We start from the raw sequence: 13,925 nt of genomic DNA, 5'->3' as shown, positions 1-13,925 counted from the left end.
TAAACTTGGAAGCATGAGTTTCGATCCCGCTTCCCTCGTTTTCAGCCAGCCGGAGTCTGCCACGGACATCAGGGCATCCACGGTTTTGCCGGCGCACCGCGAGAACGTGGAGTTCCTCACCGAAGACGGCAAGCGGCTCGTGGGAGAGTTGGCGCTGCCGGAATCCGGCGAGATCTCGGCGACGCTCATCATGCTGCACCCCTTGCCGACGCATGGCGGATTCATGGATTCGCACGTCTACCGGAAGGCTTCCTATCGGCTGCCGGCACTCGCCGGCGTCGCGGTACTACGCTTCAATACGCGCGGGACGCATTCGCCGCGGGGTACCAGCCAGGGGCATTTCGACGAGGGAATCGGTGAGCGGTACGACGTCGAGGCTGCCGTTCGCTTCGCCGTGGAACGCGGGCTTCCGAACCGCTGGTTGGTGGGCTGGTCCTTCGGCACCGAGCTGGCCTTGATGTACGGGGCCGTTGAGCCCGTGGCTTCCCAAGTGGAGGGTGCCGTCCTGCTGTCTCCGCCGCTGCACCGGGCCACGGATGTGCATTTGAAGGAATGGGCTGCCTCGGGAAAACCGCTGACGGTCCTGGTTCCGGAACACGACGACTATCTTCAGCCCGCCGAGGCCGCCGAACGATTCAGCTTGGTGCCCCAGGCCCGGGTCTTGGGCATCGACGGCGCCAAGCACTTGTGGGTCGGCGAGAAGTACGCGGCCCGGGTTTTGGACGAAATCGTCGACGACGTGACGGAAGCCGGCTCAGGACCGGATGGCCTGCCGCGCCGCTGGACAGGTCCAGTGGCCACGGCCTAGTCGCCCCGGCCTAGTCGTCACGGCCTAGTGGCGGTCTTGGCGGACGATGAAGACTTCCTTGATCAGCAGCATGATGGCTGCCGCCGTCGGGATGGCGATCAAGGCGCCGAGCACGCCCAGCAGGCTGCCGCCCGCGATCACTGAGATCACGGCAACGGCACCGGGAACGGCAACGGCCTTCTGCATGATGCGCGGGGAGATGAAGTAGGCCTCGAACTGCAGGTAGGCGAAGTAGCAGATGGCGTAGACCACGGCGGTCTGCCAGCCGGCGGTCAGGGCTACCAGAATGACCACCACAGCGGCAATCATGCCTCCCACCAAGGGGATGAACGCAAGCAGGGCAACCACGAAGGCCAGCAGGACGCTGAACGGAACGCCCAGGATGCTCATGACGATGAAGGCGAACAACGCGTTGAGCAAGGCCACGCAAACCTGGCCGATCACATAGTTGCCCACGGAGCGCGTAATTTCCTCGGACAGCGCCTCCACGCGGGGCCTGCGCGACCGTGGTGCGAGCCGGTATCCCCATCTCTTCATGGCGGGCAGGGCGCCGAGGAAGTAGAGGCTGAGGACCAGGACGATAAGCGTCCCGAAGACCCCGTTGGCCACCGTGGATCCGAAACCGACGACGCCGCCGAAGATGCCGCCCATGGCATCGGGGTTCTTGACGAACTTGTCGAGTTCCTGGCTGATCTTGTCGCGAACGCCGAATTGGCTGTCAAGGGAGCGGAAGAAGTCCGAATCCACGAAGCCCCGGATCCAGTCCGGAGCCTGCCGGACGATCTGCGAGACCTGTTCCACGATGGTGGGGATAAGGGTGGCGAAAAACGCCGCCACTCCGGCAACGAGGACCCCGACGGCGATAACGACGCCGGCCGGGCGGGGAACCTTGCGGTTTTCGAGCCAACGGACCACGGGGTCCAGTCCCAAGGCAATGAACAGGGCCGTAACGATCCACAACAACAGTTGGACGGTACTGGTGCCGATGTAATACAGCATGAGGGCCACGCCGACGCCGGCCGTGCCCATGAAGCCGACATACAGCGGATGTTGTGCGGACATCCTCGGGCCGGGGGAGCCGAAACGCGGACCGTCGGATTCATCCGGGGCGGGCTCGGTTATTGCATCGTGCTCAAGCTCGGGAGGCATTTCGAAACGGACCCGCGGTTGGGCGCCCGGAATGGGCTGGCGGAGGCGGCGGACGAAGGATGCCATCAGGCCCTCGCCGTGATCCCTGCCGTCCGGGGCAGACCCGTTGGCCAAGCCACCCGGGGTCGCTCCGGGGCCTTGATCAGCGGTAGTGGGATCCTTGCGCTCTTTCACGTGCTTCAGCTGCCTTTTCGTTCCGCGGTCAGGCTCGATGAGTGCCCGATGTCATGTTGTTCGCCACACTATCAGCAGGCCGGAATTGGCGAATTCTAGGGGTTGAGCCGTGCTCCGGGAAGCCCTTTGCGAGGACCCCGAACTGACTCTTAGGTAACAAAACCGTTACCCTTGAAGTTCAACGACCGCTGATGATTGGTATTCCTGTGCGATTGAAGACTGCAGTTTCGCTGGTGCTGCTTGGCCTGCTGACACTGTTGGCCGGCATTGGCCAGCTGACCTTTTGGGCCCCGGCCGAGACGGTGATCGCGTCCGCCCCCGGCGACTCCCAAGCCGCTCCGCTGACCGTGATCACCCAAGACGTGTTGGCCCACAAGGGCGGTCCCAAACAAATCAGCATCAAGGGCGACGGCAAATTCGTGTTGGCTGTCGGACGGCCCGATGACGTCGATGCGTGGGTAGGCAAGACCGCGCACAACAGCATCACCGGTGTCTCCGAGGACGGCAAGTCCCTGCAGCTTGCCGGCACCGACGGCGAAGCAACCGCTCCGTCGCCTGCGGGATCGGATCTGTGGGTGGAAACGGAGAACGCCAGCGGACAGCTGGACTACACCTTCACCCCGCCCGCGAGCGGCAACTGGTCGCTCCTCCTGGCCAGCGACGGAACCAAGCCGGCGCCGTCGTCGGTCTCCGTCACGTTCGCCAACGATGCCACCATGCCGTGGGCCGTCCCGCTTATCGTCATTGGCGCGATCCTCATTGCCGCGGGCGCGGCGTTGCCGTTCGTCAACAAGTTCACTAGGGGCCGGGGCAAAGGCCCTCGCGCCAACGGTCCGCTGGGCGGCGGGAGTACGGAAGCCGAAAAAGAGACCGTCGGTGAGGACGCTGGGGCGCAAAGCAACAAGGACATCATTGGCGAGGACACCGCTGCCGAGGACACCAAGAAGGGCACGGGCGGGGGTCCCGCACTTCGTATTTCTCTTGTAGCTACCGCCATTGTGACGGCCCTCGTGGGTGTCACCGCGGCAGGCGCGCAGGCGGCCGAGACTCCTTCTCCTTCGGGGTCCGCGATTCCCTCCGGATCCGCGACGGCGAGCCCGGGAGTGACCGCCGGTGCGCAGGCCGTCCCCGTCTTGGTGGACGCTCAGCTCAAGCGCATCCTGGACCAGGTCGCGGGCGCCGTGGCCGCCGGGGATGCCGCACGCGATGCCTCCAAACTCGCTCCCCGGGTTGACGGCACGGAGCTTCAAGTTCGCACGCAGAACTACAAGATCCGGTCCCAGGTTGCCACGCACGAGGCGCGGATGCCCGTCCGGTCCAGCAAATTGCTCGGTAGCGTCATCTCCACCCAGCGCACCTGGCCGCGAACCGTGATCGCCTTGACCCAGGGCGATGGCAACGTGGTTCCCCAGGTCCTGACCCTCGTGCAGGCCTCGCCGCGGGAGAACTACAAGCTGAAGAGCACCTCCCCGCTTCAGCCGGGAACGTCCTTCCCGGCGATCCCCTTGGGCGGAACCGCGCAATTGGCTGCCGGAGACAAGTCCGGGCTGCAATACAGCGGGACCGAAGCGATGGCAGCCCTGGGCGATCGTTTGACCAAGGCGGATTCGGCGTTCAAGGACAAGCTCGTGGAAGGCACCAACTCGCCTTACATCGCAGATGTCCTGGACTACCAGGCGAGCACTGTGAAGTCCGGCACCAACGGCAATTTCACCTTCACGCACACACCCTCTCCGGCGGATACGGCCGTGTTCCGGACCTCGGACGGCGGTGCCGTGGTGGTGGGAAAGCTGGACTTCGATTTCACCAGCAAGCCCAAAGCCGACGGCGACACGCTGACCGTGGACAAAGCCGCGGCAGTGCTTGCGGGCGGGGATTCCACGAAAGTCGGCCTAGTGCAGACCTTCTCGGAGTCGGTGGCCATCTACATTCCACCGGCAGGCTCGACTGCTCCCATGAAGCTCGTTGCCGCGGTCCGCGGTCTGGTGGGAGCCAGCTTCAAGTAGGCAAATGCTGTTGGCGCAGCGGCTAGAGTGGACGGTATGAGTTCGCCAGGATCCCGTCCCGTCTCTCCAGCCGCCGCCAGCCAGCTCAACCTGCGCGGCGCCGTCGACCTCTCCGCATTGCGGCGTCCCGCGCCGGCGGCATCGAGCGGTGCCCCGGCTGCGTCGGGTGGGAGCCCGGGAAGCAGCCAGCCCCTTCGCGTAGATGCCACCGAGGCCAATTTCCAGGACCTCGTCCAGCTGTCCGCGCAGATTCCCGTCCTTTTCCTCTTGTGGTCCAATCGATCCTTGGAGGCTTCGACCCTCCTGCATAGCCTGGAAGGTGTCGTCGAAGGCTACGCCGGCAAAGTAGTGCTAGCCGCGGCGGACGTTGACGCGTTCCCACAGCTTGCGCAGGCATTCCAGGTCCAAGCCGTCCCTACCGCCGTCGCGGTCTTGAAGGGCCAGCCCGTTCCGCTCTTCGAGGGGCCTGCTTCGGACGAGGAAATCCGCAGCCTCATCGATGAGCTCCTCAAGGTGGCTGAAGCCAACGGCGTAACGGGCAGTATCGGTGCGGGTGCTGCCAGTGCGGAGGCCCGTCCTCTCCCGCCGTTGCACCAGGCAGCCTTCGACGCGATTGAAGCCGGGGACTACGCAGCTGCCGCCACTGCCTACCGCCAGGCGCTGGCAGAGAAACCCGCCGATGCCGAGGCGAAGGCCGGGCTCGCCCAGGTGGAACTGATGGGCAGGCTCGAGCTCCTGACGGCGACGGAAGCCGAAGCCATCCGTCAGCGGGCGGCAGAGGAGCCGGACAACATCGAAGTACAGCTCACGGTGGCCGACCTTGACATCTCGGGCGGACACATCGAGGACGCGTTCAACCGCATCATCGCCTTCATCGGCCGCAACTTCGGTCCCGAGCGCGAGTCGGCGCGCGTGCGCCTGCTGGAACTGTTCGACGTCGTCGGCATTTCGGACCAACGTGTGGCGAAGGCCCGGCAAGGTCTGGCGCGGGTCCTGTTCTAATGACACAGCCGGCGTTGTTCAGCCCGCTTCAATTGCGCTCCTTGACGTTGCCGCATCGTGGCTGGGTCTCGCCGATGTGCCAGTACAGTTGCTCGCCCGACGGCGGAGGCGGCGTGCCGAACGATTGGCATCTGGTGCATCTTGGAGCGTTTGCCACGGGCGGCGCTGCCCTCATCCTCACCGAGGCGTCGGCCGTCAGCCCGGAGGGACGGATCAGCCCGCGCGACGCCGGGCTGTACACGGATGAGCAGGCGGCCGCTTGGGAGCGGATTGTGGATTTCGTCCACCGCAACAGTGCCGTGGACGGCAAAATCGGCGTCCAACTGGCGCATGCCGGCCGCAAGGCTTCCACCTATTGGCCCTTCGCCGAAGAGAGCGGATCCGTAGCGGAGTCCGACGGCGGATGGGTCACCCGGGGCCCGGGGGTTGAGGCCTTTGCCGGTCTTGCAAGTCCTCTGGCGATGGGCGAGGCGGACATCCAAGCCGTGATTGCCGATTTCGCGGCGGCAGCCAGACGGGCTGTGGACGCCGGATTCGACACGGTGGAGATCCACGGCGCGCACGGCTACCTCCTGCACCAATTCCAAAGCCCCTTGATCAACAAGCGCGACGATGCCTGGGGCGGCAGCGAGGCGGCACGAAACCGCTTGATGCTTGAGGTCATCGACGCCGTGCGTGCGGTCATCCCCGATTCGATGCCGTTGTTGCTGCGGATTTCCGCCACTGATTGGGCTGAGGGCGGCGTGGACATTGACGCCTCCGTGCGCCTCGCGCGGGCGGCGTCCGAGCACGGCGTGGACTTGGTGGACGTCTCCAGCGGTGGCGCCGTGGCCCACCAACGGATCAAGGCCGGTCCCGGATACCAGACGGGATTCTCGGAACAGATCAGGCGCGAAGCGGGGGTTCCCACCGGGGCCGTCGGCTTCCTGACGTCCTCGGGACAGGCCGAACACACGGTGGCCACAGGCCAGGCCGACGGCGTATTCATGGCAAGGGCAGCCCTCCGCGATCCGCACTGGTGGCTTCGCGCGGCTTTTGAACTCGGATTCCCCTTGGAATGGGCGCCGCAGTATCAGCGCGCGGTTCCGCGGCACAGCTTCTAGGAGCTGCTCTTTTCGGGAGCGGACCCTCTCGGGAGCCAATCATTTGGCGATCTAGTCCTTTGGGATGAGGCCGCCCCGGAAAGGTGTCCCGTAGTTACCCCTCGGGGACGACCCCTGGAAGCGCCCCCGGGGCTAGGCTGGCTGCATGAATGTCCAGCTTCCCGGTCCGTCTCTTAATTCCCCGGTGCCTGCATTGGCCTTGCGCGGATTGGCAAAACGCTTCGGCGGCAAGATCGCCGTCGATGGGATCAGCCTGGATGTGCCGGCCGGCTCCTTCTATGGGGTCGTGGGTCCCAACGGGGCGGGCAAAACGACCACGTTGTCCATGGCCACGGGGCTCCTGCGGCCGGATTTCGGGACGGCCTACATCCATGGCGTGGACGTTTGGGCGAAACCGCTCGAAGCCAAGAAGCTCATGGGGATACTGCCCGACGGCGTCCGCCTCTTCGACCGCTTGACGGGTGAACAGTTGGTCACCTACGCCGGCTTGCTCCGCGGCATGGACAGGGACGTCGTTGCCCAACGGGTGGGAGAACTGATGGCCGCGCTGGACCTGAGCGGCGACGCCGGCACCCTCGTGGTGGACTACTCCGCCGGCATGACAAAGAAGATTGCCCTCGCCTCGGCGCTCATTCATGCGCCCAGGCTGCTGGTGTTGGACGAGCCCTTTGAGTCCGTGGATCCCGTCTCGGCAGCCAACATCAGGGGAATTCTTGACAACTACGTGGCCTCGGGAGGAACGGTCATCGTCTCAAGCCATGTCATGGACCTTGTGCAGCGCATGTGCGACCACGTGGCCGTTGTGGCTGCAGGCAGGGTCCTCGCCGCCGGAACCGTCGAAGAGGTCCGCGATGGCGCCACGCTCGAGGACCGTTTTGTGCAGCTGGTGGGCGGCGGAAACCAGACGGGGGGCCTGGAATGGTTGCGCACCTTCTGAGCCTGAAGTGGCGGCTCCTGCTGAACGGCTTCCGACGCAGCCCGGGCCAGCTCGTGGGAATCGCGATCGGCGGGCTTTATGCATTGGGAGTCGTCGCGACCCTGGTGGGGACACTCGTCGCCTTGCGGTGGGCCGACCCCGAGACGGCCCATACCGCCGTCGTCCTCGGTGGCGCCGCCGCGATCCTGGCCTGGGCAATCGTGCCCCTCATGGCTTCGGCAGCTGACATGACGCTTGACCCTTCCCGCTTCACGACGTCGGCGATCCCCATGCGCCAGCTGCTGACCGGGCTCGCCCTCGCCGGATTCATCGGCGTGCCCGGATTGTCCACGATGATCGTGGCGCTATTCACGGCGGCAACATGGTGGCGCAGCGTGCCGGCCGTGCTCGGCGCCCTGTTAGGCGCCGCGCTTGGCGTGCTGAGCTGCGTGGTCTTGTCGAAAGTCATCACGACGGCGACGGCCAGCCTCGCAGCCTCCCGCCGTTTCAAGGACGTAAGCAGCATCGTTGTCTTTGTGCCACTCGTGCTGATGGGACCGATCGTGGCCGGCGTCTTCAGGGGAGTGTCCGGTTCCACCGGGTATCTCCCCGAACTTGCCCGGACGGTCTCCTGGACTCCACTCGGAGCTTCCTGGTCGCTTGGCGGCGATCTGGCGTCCGGAGACGTTGCTGCTGCCGGCCTGAAGGCGTTGATCGCGCTGGCCACTCTCCTCGCGTTATGTGCCGCTTGGAATCTCCTGCTCAAGCGCGCGCTGGTCACTCCGCCATTCTCGGGCGGTTCAGGGAAACGCGGCGGGAAACTTGGCTTGTTCGGACTGCTGCCGGCAACTCCTACCGGGGCAGTAGCAGCGCGGGCCCTCAGCTACTGGATCCGCGACCCGCGCTACGCAGCCTCGCTGATCGTGGTCCCGTTATTGCCCGTCATTTTCCTGTTCCAGTCCGCTCAGTCCGGAAGCTACTCCATGCTGGTGATTCTGGGGCCAATGGCTGCCTTTGTCCTCGCATGGTCCATTGCCGCGGATGTCTCCTACGACAGCACCGCGTTCGCCTTGCATCTGGCCACCGGGGTCCGCGGTATCCATGACCGGCTCGGCAGGGCCTTGGCCTGCCTGGCATTCGCCCTCCCGGTGGTGTTGATCTTCGCCGTCGGGCCCTTCTTCCTGACGGGAGAATGGGGCTGGTTGCCGGGCATCCTGGGTCTTTCCCTGGGCGTGCTGTTCACGGGCCTGGGATTAGCCTCCATCGTCTCGGCGCGGTACGCGTCCACCGTGCCGTTGCCCGGGGACAGCCCGTTCAAGAAGCCACCGGGGAACGTTGCCCAGACGCTGGCTGTCCAGTTCGGGGGAATGGCGGTGCTGTTCCTTCTGGTCCTTCCTGAACTTGCACTGGTCATAGTCCAATCAGTCACGGGCGATCCGCTGTGGGGATGGATCAATCTGGCAATTGGTACGGTTCTTGGGACGGCCTTGTTCGTGGCGGGTGTCCGGGTCGGAGGACGCTGGCTTGACCGACGCGGGCCGGAGCTCTTCGCGCAATTGAGCGTCAACCGGTGATTACATGACCAACAATGACAAGTTATGGGACATGGGATAACCTCGAGTTTGAACCAGTCGATCCGGAAACACAGCTAGAAAGGTCGTGGACGATGGAAGTTGTCATCCTTCCGGGAAGCAAGCAGATCGGGGCGCTTGCCGCGGATGCCATCGAGGCGCTTCTCCTCCGAAAGCCGAATGCCGTCCTGGGCCTGGCCACAGGGTCTTCTCCGCTCCCTGTCTACGACGAACTGGCGCGCCGCCACCAGGAACGGGGACTCGACTTCAGCCAGGCGCACGCCTTCGCACTTGACGAATACGTCGGGCTCGAATCCGGGCATCCGGAGTCGTACCGGGAGGTCATACGGCGTGAATTCACGGACCGGGTCAATATCGACCCCGCCAATGTCCACAGCCCGGACGGCACCGCCACCGACCTTCCCGCGGCCTGCCAAGCCTACGAGGACTCCATGCGGGCACTTGGCGGCGTTGACCTGCAGATCCTTGGCGTAGGCACGGACGGCCACATTGGATTCAACGAGCCCGGCTCCTCGCTCGCTTCGCGGACACGGATCAAGACGCTGATCGAGCAGACCCGGAAGGACAACGCCCGCTTCTTCAAGAGCATTGACGATGTCCCGCACCATGTGGTGACTCAAGGCCTTGGAACCATCATGGATGCCCGGCATGTTGTCCTGATTGCCACGGGGGCGCAGAAAGCCCAGACCGTCAGGGACTTTGTGGAGGGACCGGTGGCGGCCATCTGCGCGGCATCGGTGCTGCAGATGCACCAGCACGCCACCATCATGATCGATGAGGCTGCGGCTTCCTCGCTCAAGCTCGCGGACTACTATCGCCACACCTATGACAACAAGCCGAAATGGCAGAGCATCTGACGCGGTGCATCGGATAGGGAAGCTGCAGCGGCTAAGATGGATGTCATGACGACGCTGCCTCCGGACCCATTCGAAAACGATCCCATGCGCGAGCTTTCCGGAGCCGGAACTTCCACTGCAACCATTGAGCGCGAGGAAGTGCGCCAGGAAGTGGAACCCGGTGACCGGGAGCGTTTCTCGCACTATGTCCGCAAGGAAAAGATCATGGAGTCCGCTATGACAGGCGAACCCGTGATTGCGCTGTGCGGTAAAGTGTGGACCCCTGGACGCGACCCGCAAAAGTTCCCGATCTGCCCTGAATGCAAAGAAATCTATGAAGGACTTCGCCCCGGTAACGACGGCGGAGACAAGGGCGGCTCGGGCGACTCCAAGTAGTAGGTAAGCCCCAGTAGTCGGGTATTTCCTGGTAGTAGGCGGGGGAGCGCTTTCCCCTGCCTGTTTGCTGCCCTGCGTGATTCGGCGCATCCGGAACAGATTGGTGTTTTTGTGGTTATTTGGGTTTCGCTGGCTGCAGCGGCCTTGCTTGGAATCGTTGCTGGTCGGGGGGAAACCGCGTGACTGAAACACTCTTCGGCGGCCCTGCGCTGCCTCCGGCTTATCCGGAACGCGCAGCCTGGGGAACCGCCCCGAAGCTGCGCGCCTGGCAGCAGGAAGCGCTGGATCTGTACCTGAACGCGAGCCCGCGCGATTTTCTCGCCGTGGCAACGCCGGGCGCAGGTAAGACCACCTTCGCCCTGCGGATTGCGTCGATACTCCTTGACAGTGGAACCGTGAACCGCGTGACGATCGTCGCTCCCACCGACCACCTGAAACGGCAGTGGGCGGACGCCGCGGCCAGGGTGGGCATTGCCATCGATCCGAACTTCAAGAACGCAGACGGCCAGCACGGCAGGGGCTTCGTCGGCGTCGCGGTGACCTACGCACAGGTGGCCAGCAAGCCCATGCTCCACCGGGCCAAGACCGAGGCCGCCCGCACGCTGGTCATTCTCGACGAAATCCATCACGGCGGCGAGGCGTTGTCCTGGGGCGACGGATTGCGCGAGGCCTTCGACCCTGCCGCGCGGCGCCTGGCCCTGACGGGCACGCCTTTCCGTTCCGACACCTCACCCATCCCGTTCGTCGAATACGCCGAAGACCGCGACGGCATCCGCCGCTCGAAGGCGGACTACACCTACGGTTACGGCAATGCCTTGAGGGACCACGTTGTCCGTCCCGTGCTCTTCATGGCGTATTCGGGCCAGATGCGTTGGCGTACCAGCGCGGGGGACGAAATGGCGGCTTCGCTCGGCGAAGCTGCCGTCACCAAGGACATCACCTCCCAGGCATGGCGCACCGCGCTCAACCCGGGCGGCGAATGGATCCCCGCGGTTCTTGCCGCCGCCGACAAGCGCCTCAGCGAAGTGCGCCGTACCGTGCCCGACGCCGGCGGCCTGGTGATTGCCACGGATCACGACGACGCCCGCGCCTATGCCGGTCAGCTCAAGAAGATCACGGGCCAGTCGCCCACGGTGATCCTGTCCGATGATTCCAAGGCTTCGCACAAGATCGAGGAGTTCACCGCCAGCGACAAGCGCTGGATGGTGGCCGTCCGCATGGTGTCCGAAGGCGTTGACGTCCCGCGGCTTTCAGTGGGCGTCTACGCGACGTCCACGTCTACGCCGCTGTTCTTCGCCCAAGCCGTGGGCCGCTTCGTCCGTGCCCGCAAACGCGGCGAAACGGCGTCGGTCTTCTTGCCGTCCGTGCCGCCCCTCATGGCCTTGGCCAACTCCATGGAAGCCGAGCGGGACCACGCACTGGACCGGCCGGAGAAGGAAGATCCGGACGGCCTCTTCAACCCCGAAGAGAACCTGATGGCTGAGGCCAACCGCGAAGAGAAGGCCTCGGACTCCCTGGAGAAGGGCAAATTCGAGGCCCTCGATTCGCAGGCATCCTTTGACAGGGTGCTGTTCGACGGCGGCGAATTCGGCACGGGAGCCGATATCGGCTCCGAGGACGAACTTGATTTCCTCGGGATCCCGGGACTGCTCGACGCCGAACAGGTGGGAACGTTGCTCCGGCAGCGGCAGCATGATCAGCAGTCGAGGAAGAAACGCCAATCTCCGTTGGCTGCCGCCGCGTCACCCGCTGTTCCGGACCACCGCATGCTGATGGACTTGCGCAACGAGCTCGCAAAAAACGTTGCGGCCTGGTCCGCCCGCACCGGTACCCCGCACGGCGTCGTTCACAACAAGTTGCGCGAGGTGTGTGGCGGACCGGCAGTCGCGCAGGCAAACGAGGAGCAATTGCAGTCACGGCTGCGCAAGCTTCAGGACTGGTTCATCGGACGGAAGTAGAACTTCCTGGCAGGGCTCCTGTCCTTAGCGCTGCCCCAGTTCGACGCCGTTTTCTTCCAGCTCTGCGTAAGTCTCGTCAAGATCTTCCGCGATTCCGGCGGTGAGATCACCGATCACTGTCACGGAGTAGCCCGCTTGCACGGCGTCCAGCGCGGTGGCCCTGACGCAGTAGTCCGTGGCGATTCCCACTACGACGACTTCTTCCACTCCGTGGCTCTGCAGCCAGTCATCGAGCCCGAGGGCGTCCTCGTCCAGCTCGACGGAGGGGACCGCGCCGGGCGTGAGCTCGCCCATGGGCACTTCGTCTTCAGGCGCGAGGACTCCTTCGAAGCCTGAATAGGCGGCGGTGTATTGTCCCTTGCGGAAGTAGGCCTGGACGTATTCGGCGTCGAGATCCGGGTGGAGTTCGGCGCCCTTGCTCCCGGCGCGGCAATGCGGCGGCCAACTGTCCACGAAGTCCGGGGTTTCCGAAAAATGGCTGCCCGGGTCCACGTGCCAGTCCTGCGTGGCCACGACATGGTCGAAATGCTGATGGTTCTCGTCAAGGTATTCGCTGATAGCGGCAGCCGTAGCGGCGCCGCCTTCCACGGCGAGGGAGCCGCCCTCGCAGAAATCGTTCTGGACGTCCACGATGATCAGGGCGCGGGACATTCAGTCCTCCTCGTAGACGGTGGGGATTGCGGGCTCGCCGCGCTGCAGCCTCCGGACTACCGGGGGGAGTTCGGCCATGGTGGCAGCGTGGCGTTCCTGTGCCCGGACCACGCCCTCGTGTCCGGTCCATCCCGGGAGCAGCTCACCGTTCTTGACGAACTGCTGGAGCAAGGGGCGGTCGTTGCCGTCGTCTTCAGGGCGGTGTCCTATGCCCACGATCTCCTGGGTTGCGATGCCGAGTTCGTTGAGTTTGCGGAGGGCGTATTTGCGGCCGCCCACGCTGGCCTTGTTCTTGGCTATTTTGGCCACGGAAACGAATTCACCGTCATCGTTGGTCCGGCTGACGAGTTTGTAGACCATGCTGGCCGTCGGAGCTCCCGATCCCGTGACCAGCGAGGTGCCCACGCCGTACACATCCACCGGGGCCGATTGCAGGGCCGCGATGGCGAATTCATCGAGATCCGAGGTGACGACGATCCGGGTGTTGGTGTTGCCGAGGTTGTCCAGCAGCTCGCGGACCCACTGGGCCTGGGCCACGAGGTCTCCGGAGTCCAGGCGGACTGCCCCGAGCTTGTCACCTGCGAGTTCCACCGCGGTGCGTACACCGACCTCGACGTCGTACGTGTCCACCAGGAGCGTGGTTCCCGGTCCGAAGGCCGAGATTTGCGCTTCGAAGGCTTCGCGCTCGGTGTCGTGCAGAAGCGTGAACGAATGTGCGGCTGTGCCCACGGTCTTGATGCCGTAACGGCGGCCGGCCTCAAGGTTCGAGGTACTGCCGAAACCGGCGATGACCGCGGCGCGGGCTGCAGCCGTCGCCGATTCCTCCTGGGTGCGCCGGGAGCCCATCTCGATGCACGGCCGGTTGCCGGCCGCGCTGGTCATGCGTGAAGCAGCCGAAGCAATCGCGGTGTCATGGTTGAGCACGGACAAGATGTACGTTTCCAGGATGCAGGCTTCCGCGAATGTGGATTCGACGATCAGGATGGGGGAGCCGGGGAAGTAGGCTTCGCCCTCCGGATAGCCCCAGATGTCGCCCGAAAACCTGTAGTCCGCGAGGAAGTCCAATGTCTGCCTGTCAACGACTTTGTGCTGATCGAGGAACGCGAGCTCGGCGTCTCCGAAACGGAAGTCCTTGATTCCCTCAAGCAGCCGGCCGGTGCCGGCCACGATGCCGTAGCGGCGGCCATCGGGCAAGCGGCGGGCGAAGGCCTCGAAGACGGAGCGCCGGTGCGCCGCGCCCGAATGGAGGGCAGCTTCCAGCATTGTCAGCTCGTAGTGATCGGTGTACAACGACGTGCGGGGGTGGTCCCAGGCGACGGATCTACTCACGAATT

At 64.6% G+C, this 13,925-nt stretch carries 12 protein-coding genes; 9 read left to right on the top strand and 3 right to left on the bottom strand.

Going from position 1 to position 13,925, the window contains the following annotated elements:
• Nucleotides 1-13 precede the first annotated feature (13 nt).
• The gene (locus tag QRN52_RS02585) at nt 14-808 is read left to right on the top strand and encodes an alpha/beta hydrolase (protein ID WP_284751214.1); all 795 of its coding nucleotides are present in this window, start codon (nt 14-16) and stop codon (nt 806-808) included.
• Nucleotides 809-832: 24 nt separating this feature from the next.
• On the opposite strand, the gene QRN52_RS02580 is transcribed toward QRN52_RS02585, so the two are convergent.
• Nucleotides 833-2,023 (bottom strand): AI-2E family transporter, encoded by a 1,191-nt coding sequence (locus QRN52_RS02580; RefSeq protein WP_284751328.1) that lies wholly within the window; start codon nt 2,021-2,023, stop codon nt 833-835.
• Between the two features lie 299 nt (nt 2,024-2,322).
• Between QRN52_RS02580 and QRN52_RS02575 the strand changes: the two genes are divergently transcribed.
• The 8 genes from QRN52_RS02575 (at nt 2,323) to QRN52_RS02540 (ending at nt 11,940) form a co-directional block, all read left to right on the top strand.
• Nucleotides 2,323-4,137 carry a DUF8094 domain-containing protein gene (locus QRN52_RS02575; RefSeq protein ID WP_284751213.1) on the top strand — a complete coding sequence of 605 codons (1,815 nt, stop codon included), beginning with the start codon at nt 2,323-2,325 and terminating at the stop codon, nt 4,135-4,137.
• Nucleotides 4,138-4,173: 36 nt separating this feature from the next.
• Entirely contained in the window at nt 4,174-5,139 is a 966-nt protein-coding gene (locus tag QRN52_RS02570; protein WP_284751212.1) for a tetratricopeptide repeat protein, read from the top strand.
• Nucleotides 5,139-6,242, top strand: a complete 1,104-nt coding sequence (locus QRN52_RS02565; RefSeq protein ID WP_284751211.1) for an NADH:flavin oxidoreductase/NADH oxidase — start codon at nt 5,139-5,141, stop codon at nt 6,240-6,242. The genes QRN52_RS02570 and QRN52_RS02565 overlap by 1 nt, the downstream gene beginning before the upstream one ends.
• Nucleotides 6,243-6,387: 145 nt before the next feature.
• Entirely contained in the window at nt 6,388-7,179 is a 792-nt protein-coding gene (locus QRN52_RS02560) for an ABC transporter ATP-binding protein (protein WP_284751210.1), read from the top strand.
• On the top strand, nt 7,161-8,732 hold the full coding sequence (locus tag QRN52_RS02555; protein WP_284751209.1) for a transporter: 1,572 nt from the start codon (nt 7,161-7,163) through the stop codon (nt 8,730-8,732). Before QRN52_RS02560 ends, QRN52_RS02555 begins: the two co-directional genes overlap by 19 nt.
• Before the next feature lie 92 nt (nt 8,733-8,824).
• Nucleotides 8,825-9,607, top strand: coding sequence for a glucosamine-6-phosphate deaminase (nagB, locus tag QRN52_RS02550; RefSeq protein ID WP_284751208.1), 783 nt, complete (start codon nt 8,825-8,827; stop codon nt 9,605-9,607).
• Nucleotides 9,608-9,652: 45 nt separating this feature from the next.
• On the top strand, nt 9,653-9,982 hold the full coding sequence (locus QRN52_RS02545; protein ID WP_502869681.1) for a DUF3039 domain-containing protein: 330 nt from the start codon (nt 9,653-9,655) through the stop codon (nt 9,980-9,982).
• A gap of 179 nt (nt 9,983-10,161) precedes the next feature.
• Entirely contained in the window at nt 10,162-11,940 is a 1,779-nt protein-coding gene (locus QRN52_RS02540; protein ID WP_284751206.1) for a DEAD/DEAH box helicase, read from the top strand.
• Between the two features lie 24 nt (nt 11,941-11,964).
• Here the strand turns inward: QRN52_RS02540 and QRN52_RS02535 are convergent, their stop codons facing one another.
• A complete protein-coding gene (locus QRN52_RS02535) occupies nt 11,965-12,591 on the bottom strand; it encodes an isochorismatase family protein (protein ID WP_284751205.1) in 627 nt (208 codons plus the stop codon).
• A complete protein-coding gene (locus QRN52_RS02530) occupies nt 12,592-13,920 on the bottom strand; it encodes a nicotinate phosphoribosyltransferase (protein ID WP_284751204.1) in 1,329 nt (442 codons plus the stop codon). It lies immediately after the preceding gene.
• Nucleotides 13,921-13,925 lie beyond the last annotated feature (5 nt).

It is taken from the genome of Arthrobacter sp. efr-133-R2A-120, from assembly GCF_030209835.1.
Taxonomy (GTDB): domain Bacteria; phylum Actinomycetota; class Actinomycetes; order Actinomycetales; family Micrococcaceae; genus Arthrobacter.
Note: the sequence above shows the minus strand (reverse complement) of the source record. Positions and strands in the feature narration are given on the sequence as shown.

What these genes read in the sequence shown, in the direction of transcription:
- QRN52_RS02580 (WP_284751328.1), bottom strand. Translation starts at nt 2,023, where the DNA reads ATGGCATCCTTCGTCCGCCGCCTCCGCCAGCCCATTCCGGGCGCCCAA.
- QRN52_RS02535 (WP_284751205.1), bottom strand. Translation starts at nt 12,591, where the DNA reads ATGTCCCGCGCCCTGATCATCGTGGACGTCCAGAACGATTTCTGCGAG.
- QRN52_RS02565 (WP_284751211.1), top strand. Translation starts at nt 5,139, where the DNA reads ATGACACAGCCGGCGTTGTTCAGCCCGCTTCAATTGCGCTCCTTGACG.
- QRN52_RS02575 (WP_284751213.1), top strand. Translation starts at nt 2,323, where the DNA reads ATGATTGGTATTCCTGTGCGATTGAAGACTGCAGTTTCGCTGGTGCTG.
- nagB (WP_284751208.1), top strand. Translation starts at nt 8,825, where the DNA reads ATGGAAGTTGTCATCCTTCCGGGAAGCAAGCAGATCGGGGCGCTTGCC.
- QRN52_RS02585 (WP_284751214.1), top strand. Translation starts at nt 14, where the DNA reads ATGAGTTTCGATCCCGCTTCCCTCGTTTTCAGCCAGCCGGAGTCTGCC.
- QRN52_RS02555 (WP_284751209.1), top strand. Translation starts at nt 7,161, where the DNA reads ATGGTTGCGCACCTTCTGAGCCTGAAGTGGCGGCTCCTGCTGAACGGC.
- QRN52_RS02570 (WP_284751212.1), top strand. Translation starts at nt 4,174, where the DNA reads ATGAGTTCGCCAGGATCCCGTCCCGTCTCTCCAGCCGCCGCCAGCCAG.
- QRN52_RS02545 (WP_502869681.1), top strand. Translation starts at nt 9,653, where the DNA reads ATGACGACGCTGCCTCCGGACCCATTCGAAAACGATCCCATGCGCGAG.
- QRN52_RS02560 (WP_284751210.1), top strand. Translation starts at nt 6,388, where the DNA reads ATGAATGTCCAGCTTCCCGGTCCGTCTCTTAATTCCCCGGTGCCTGCA.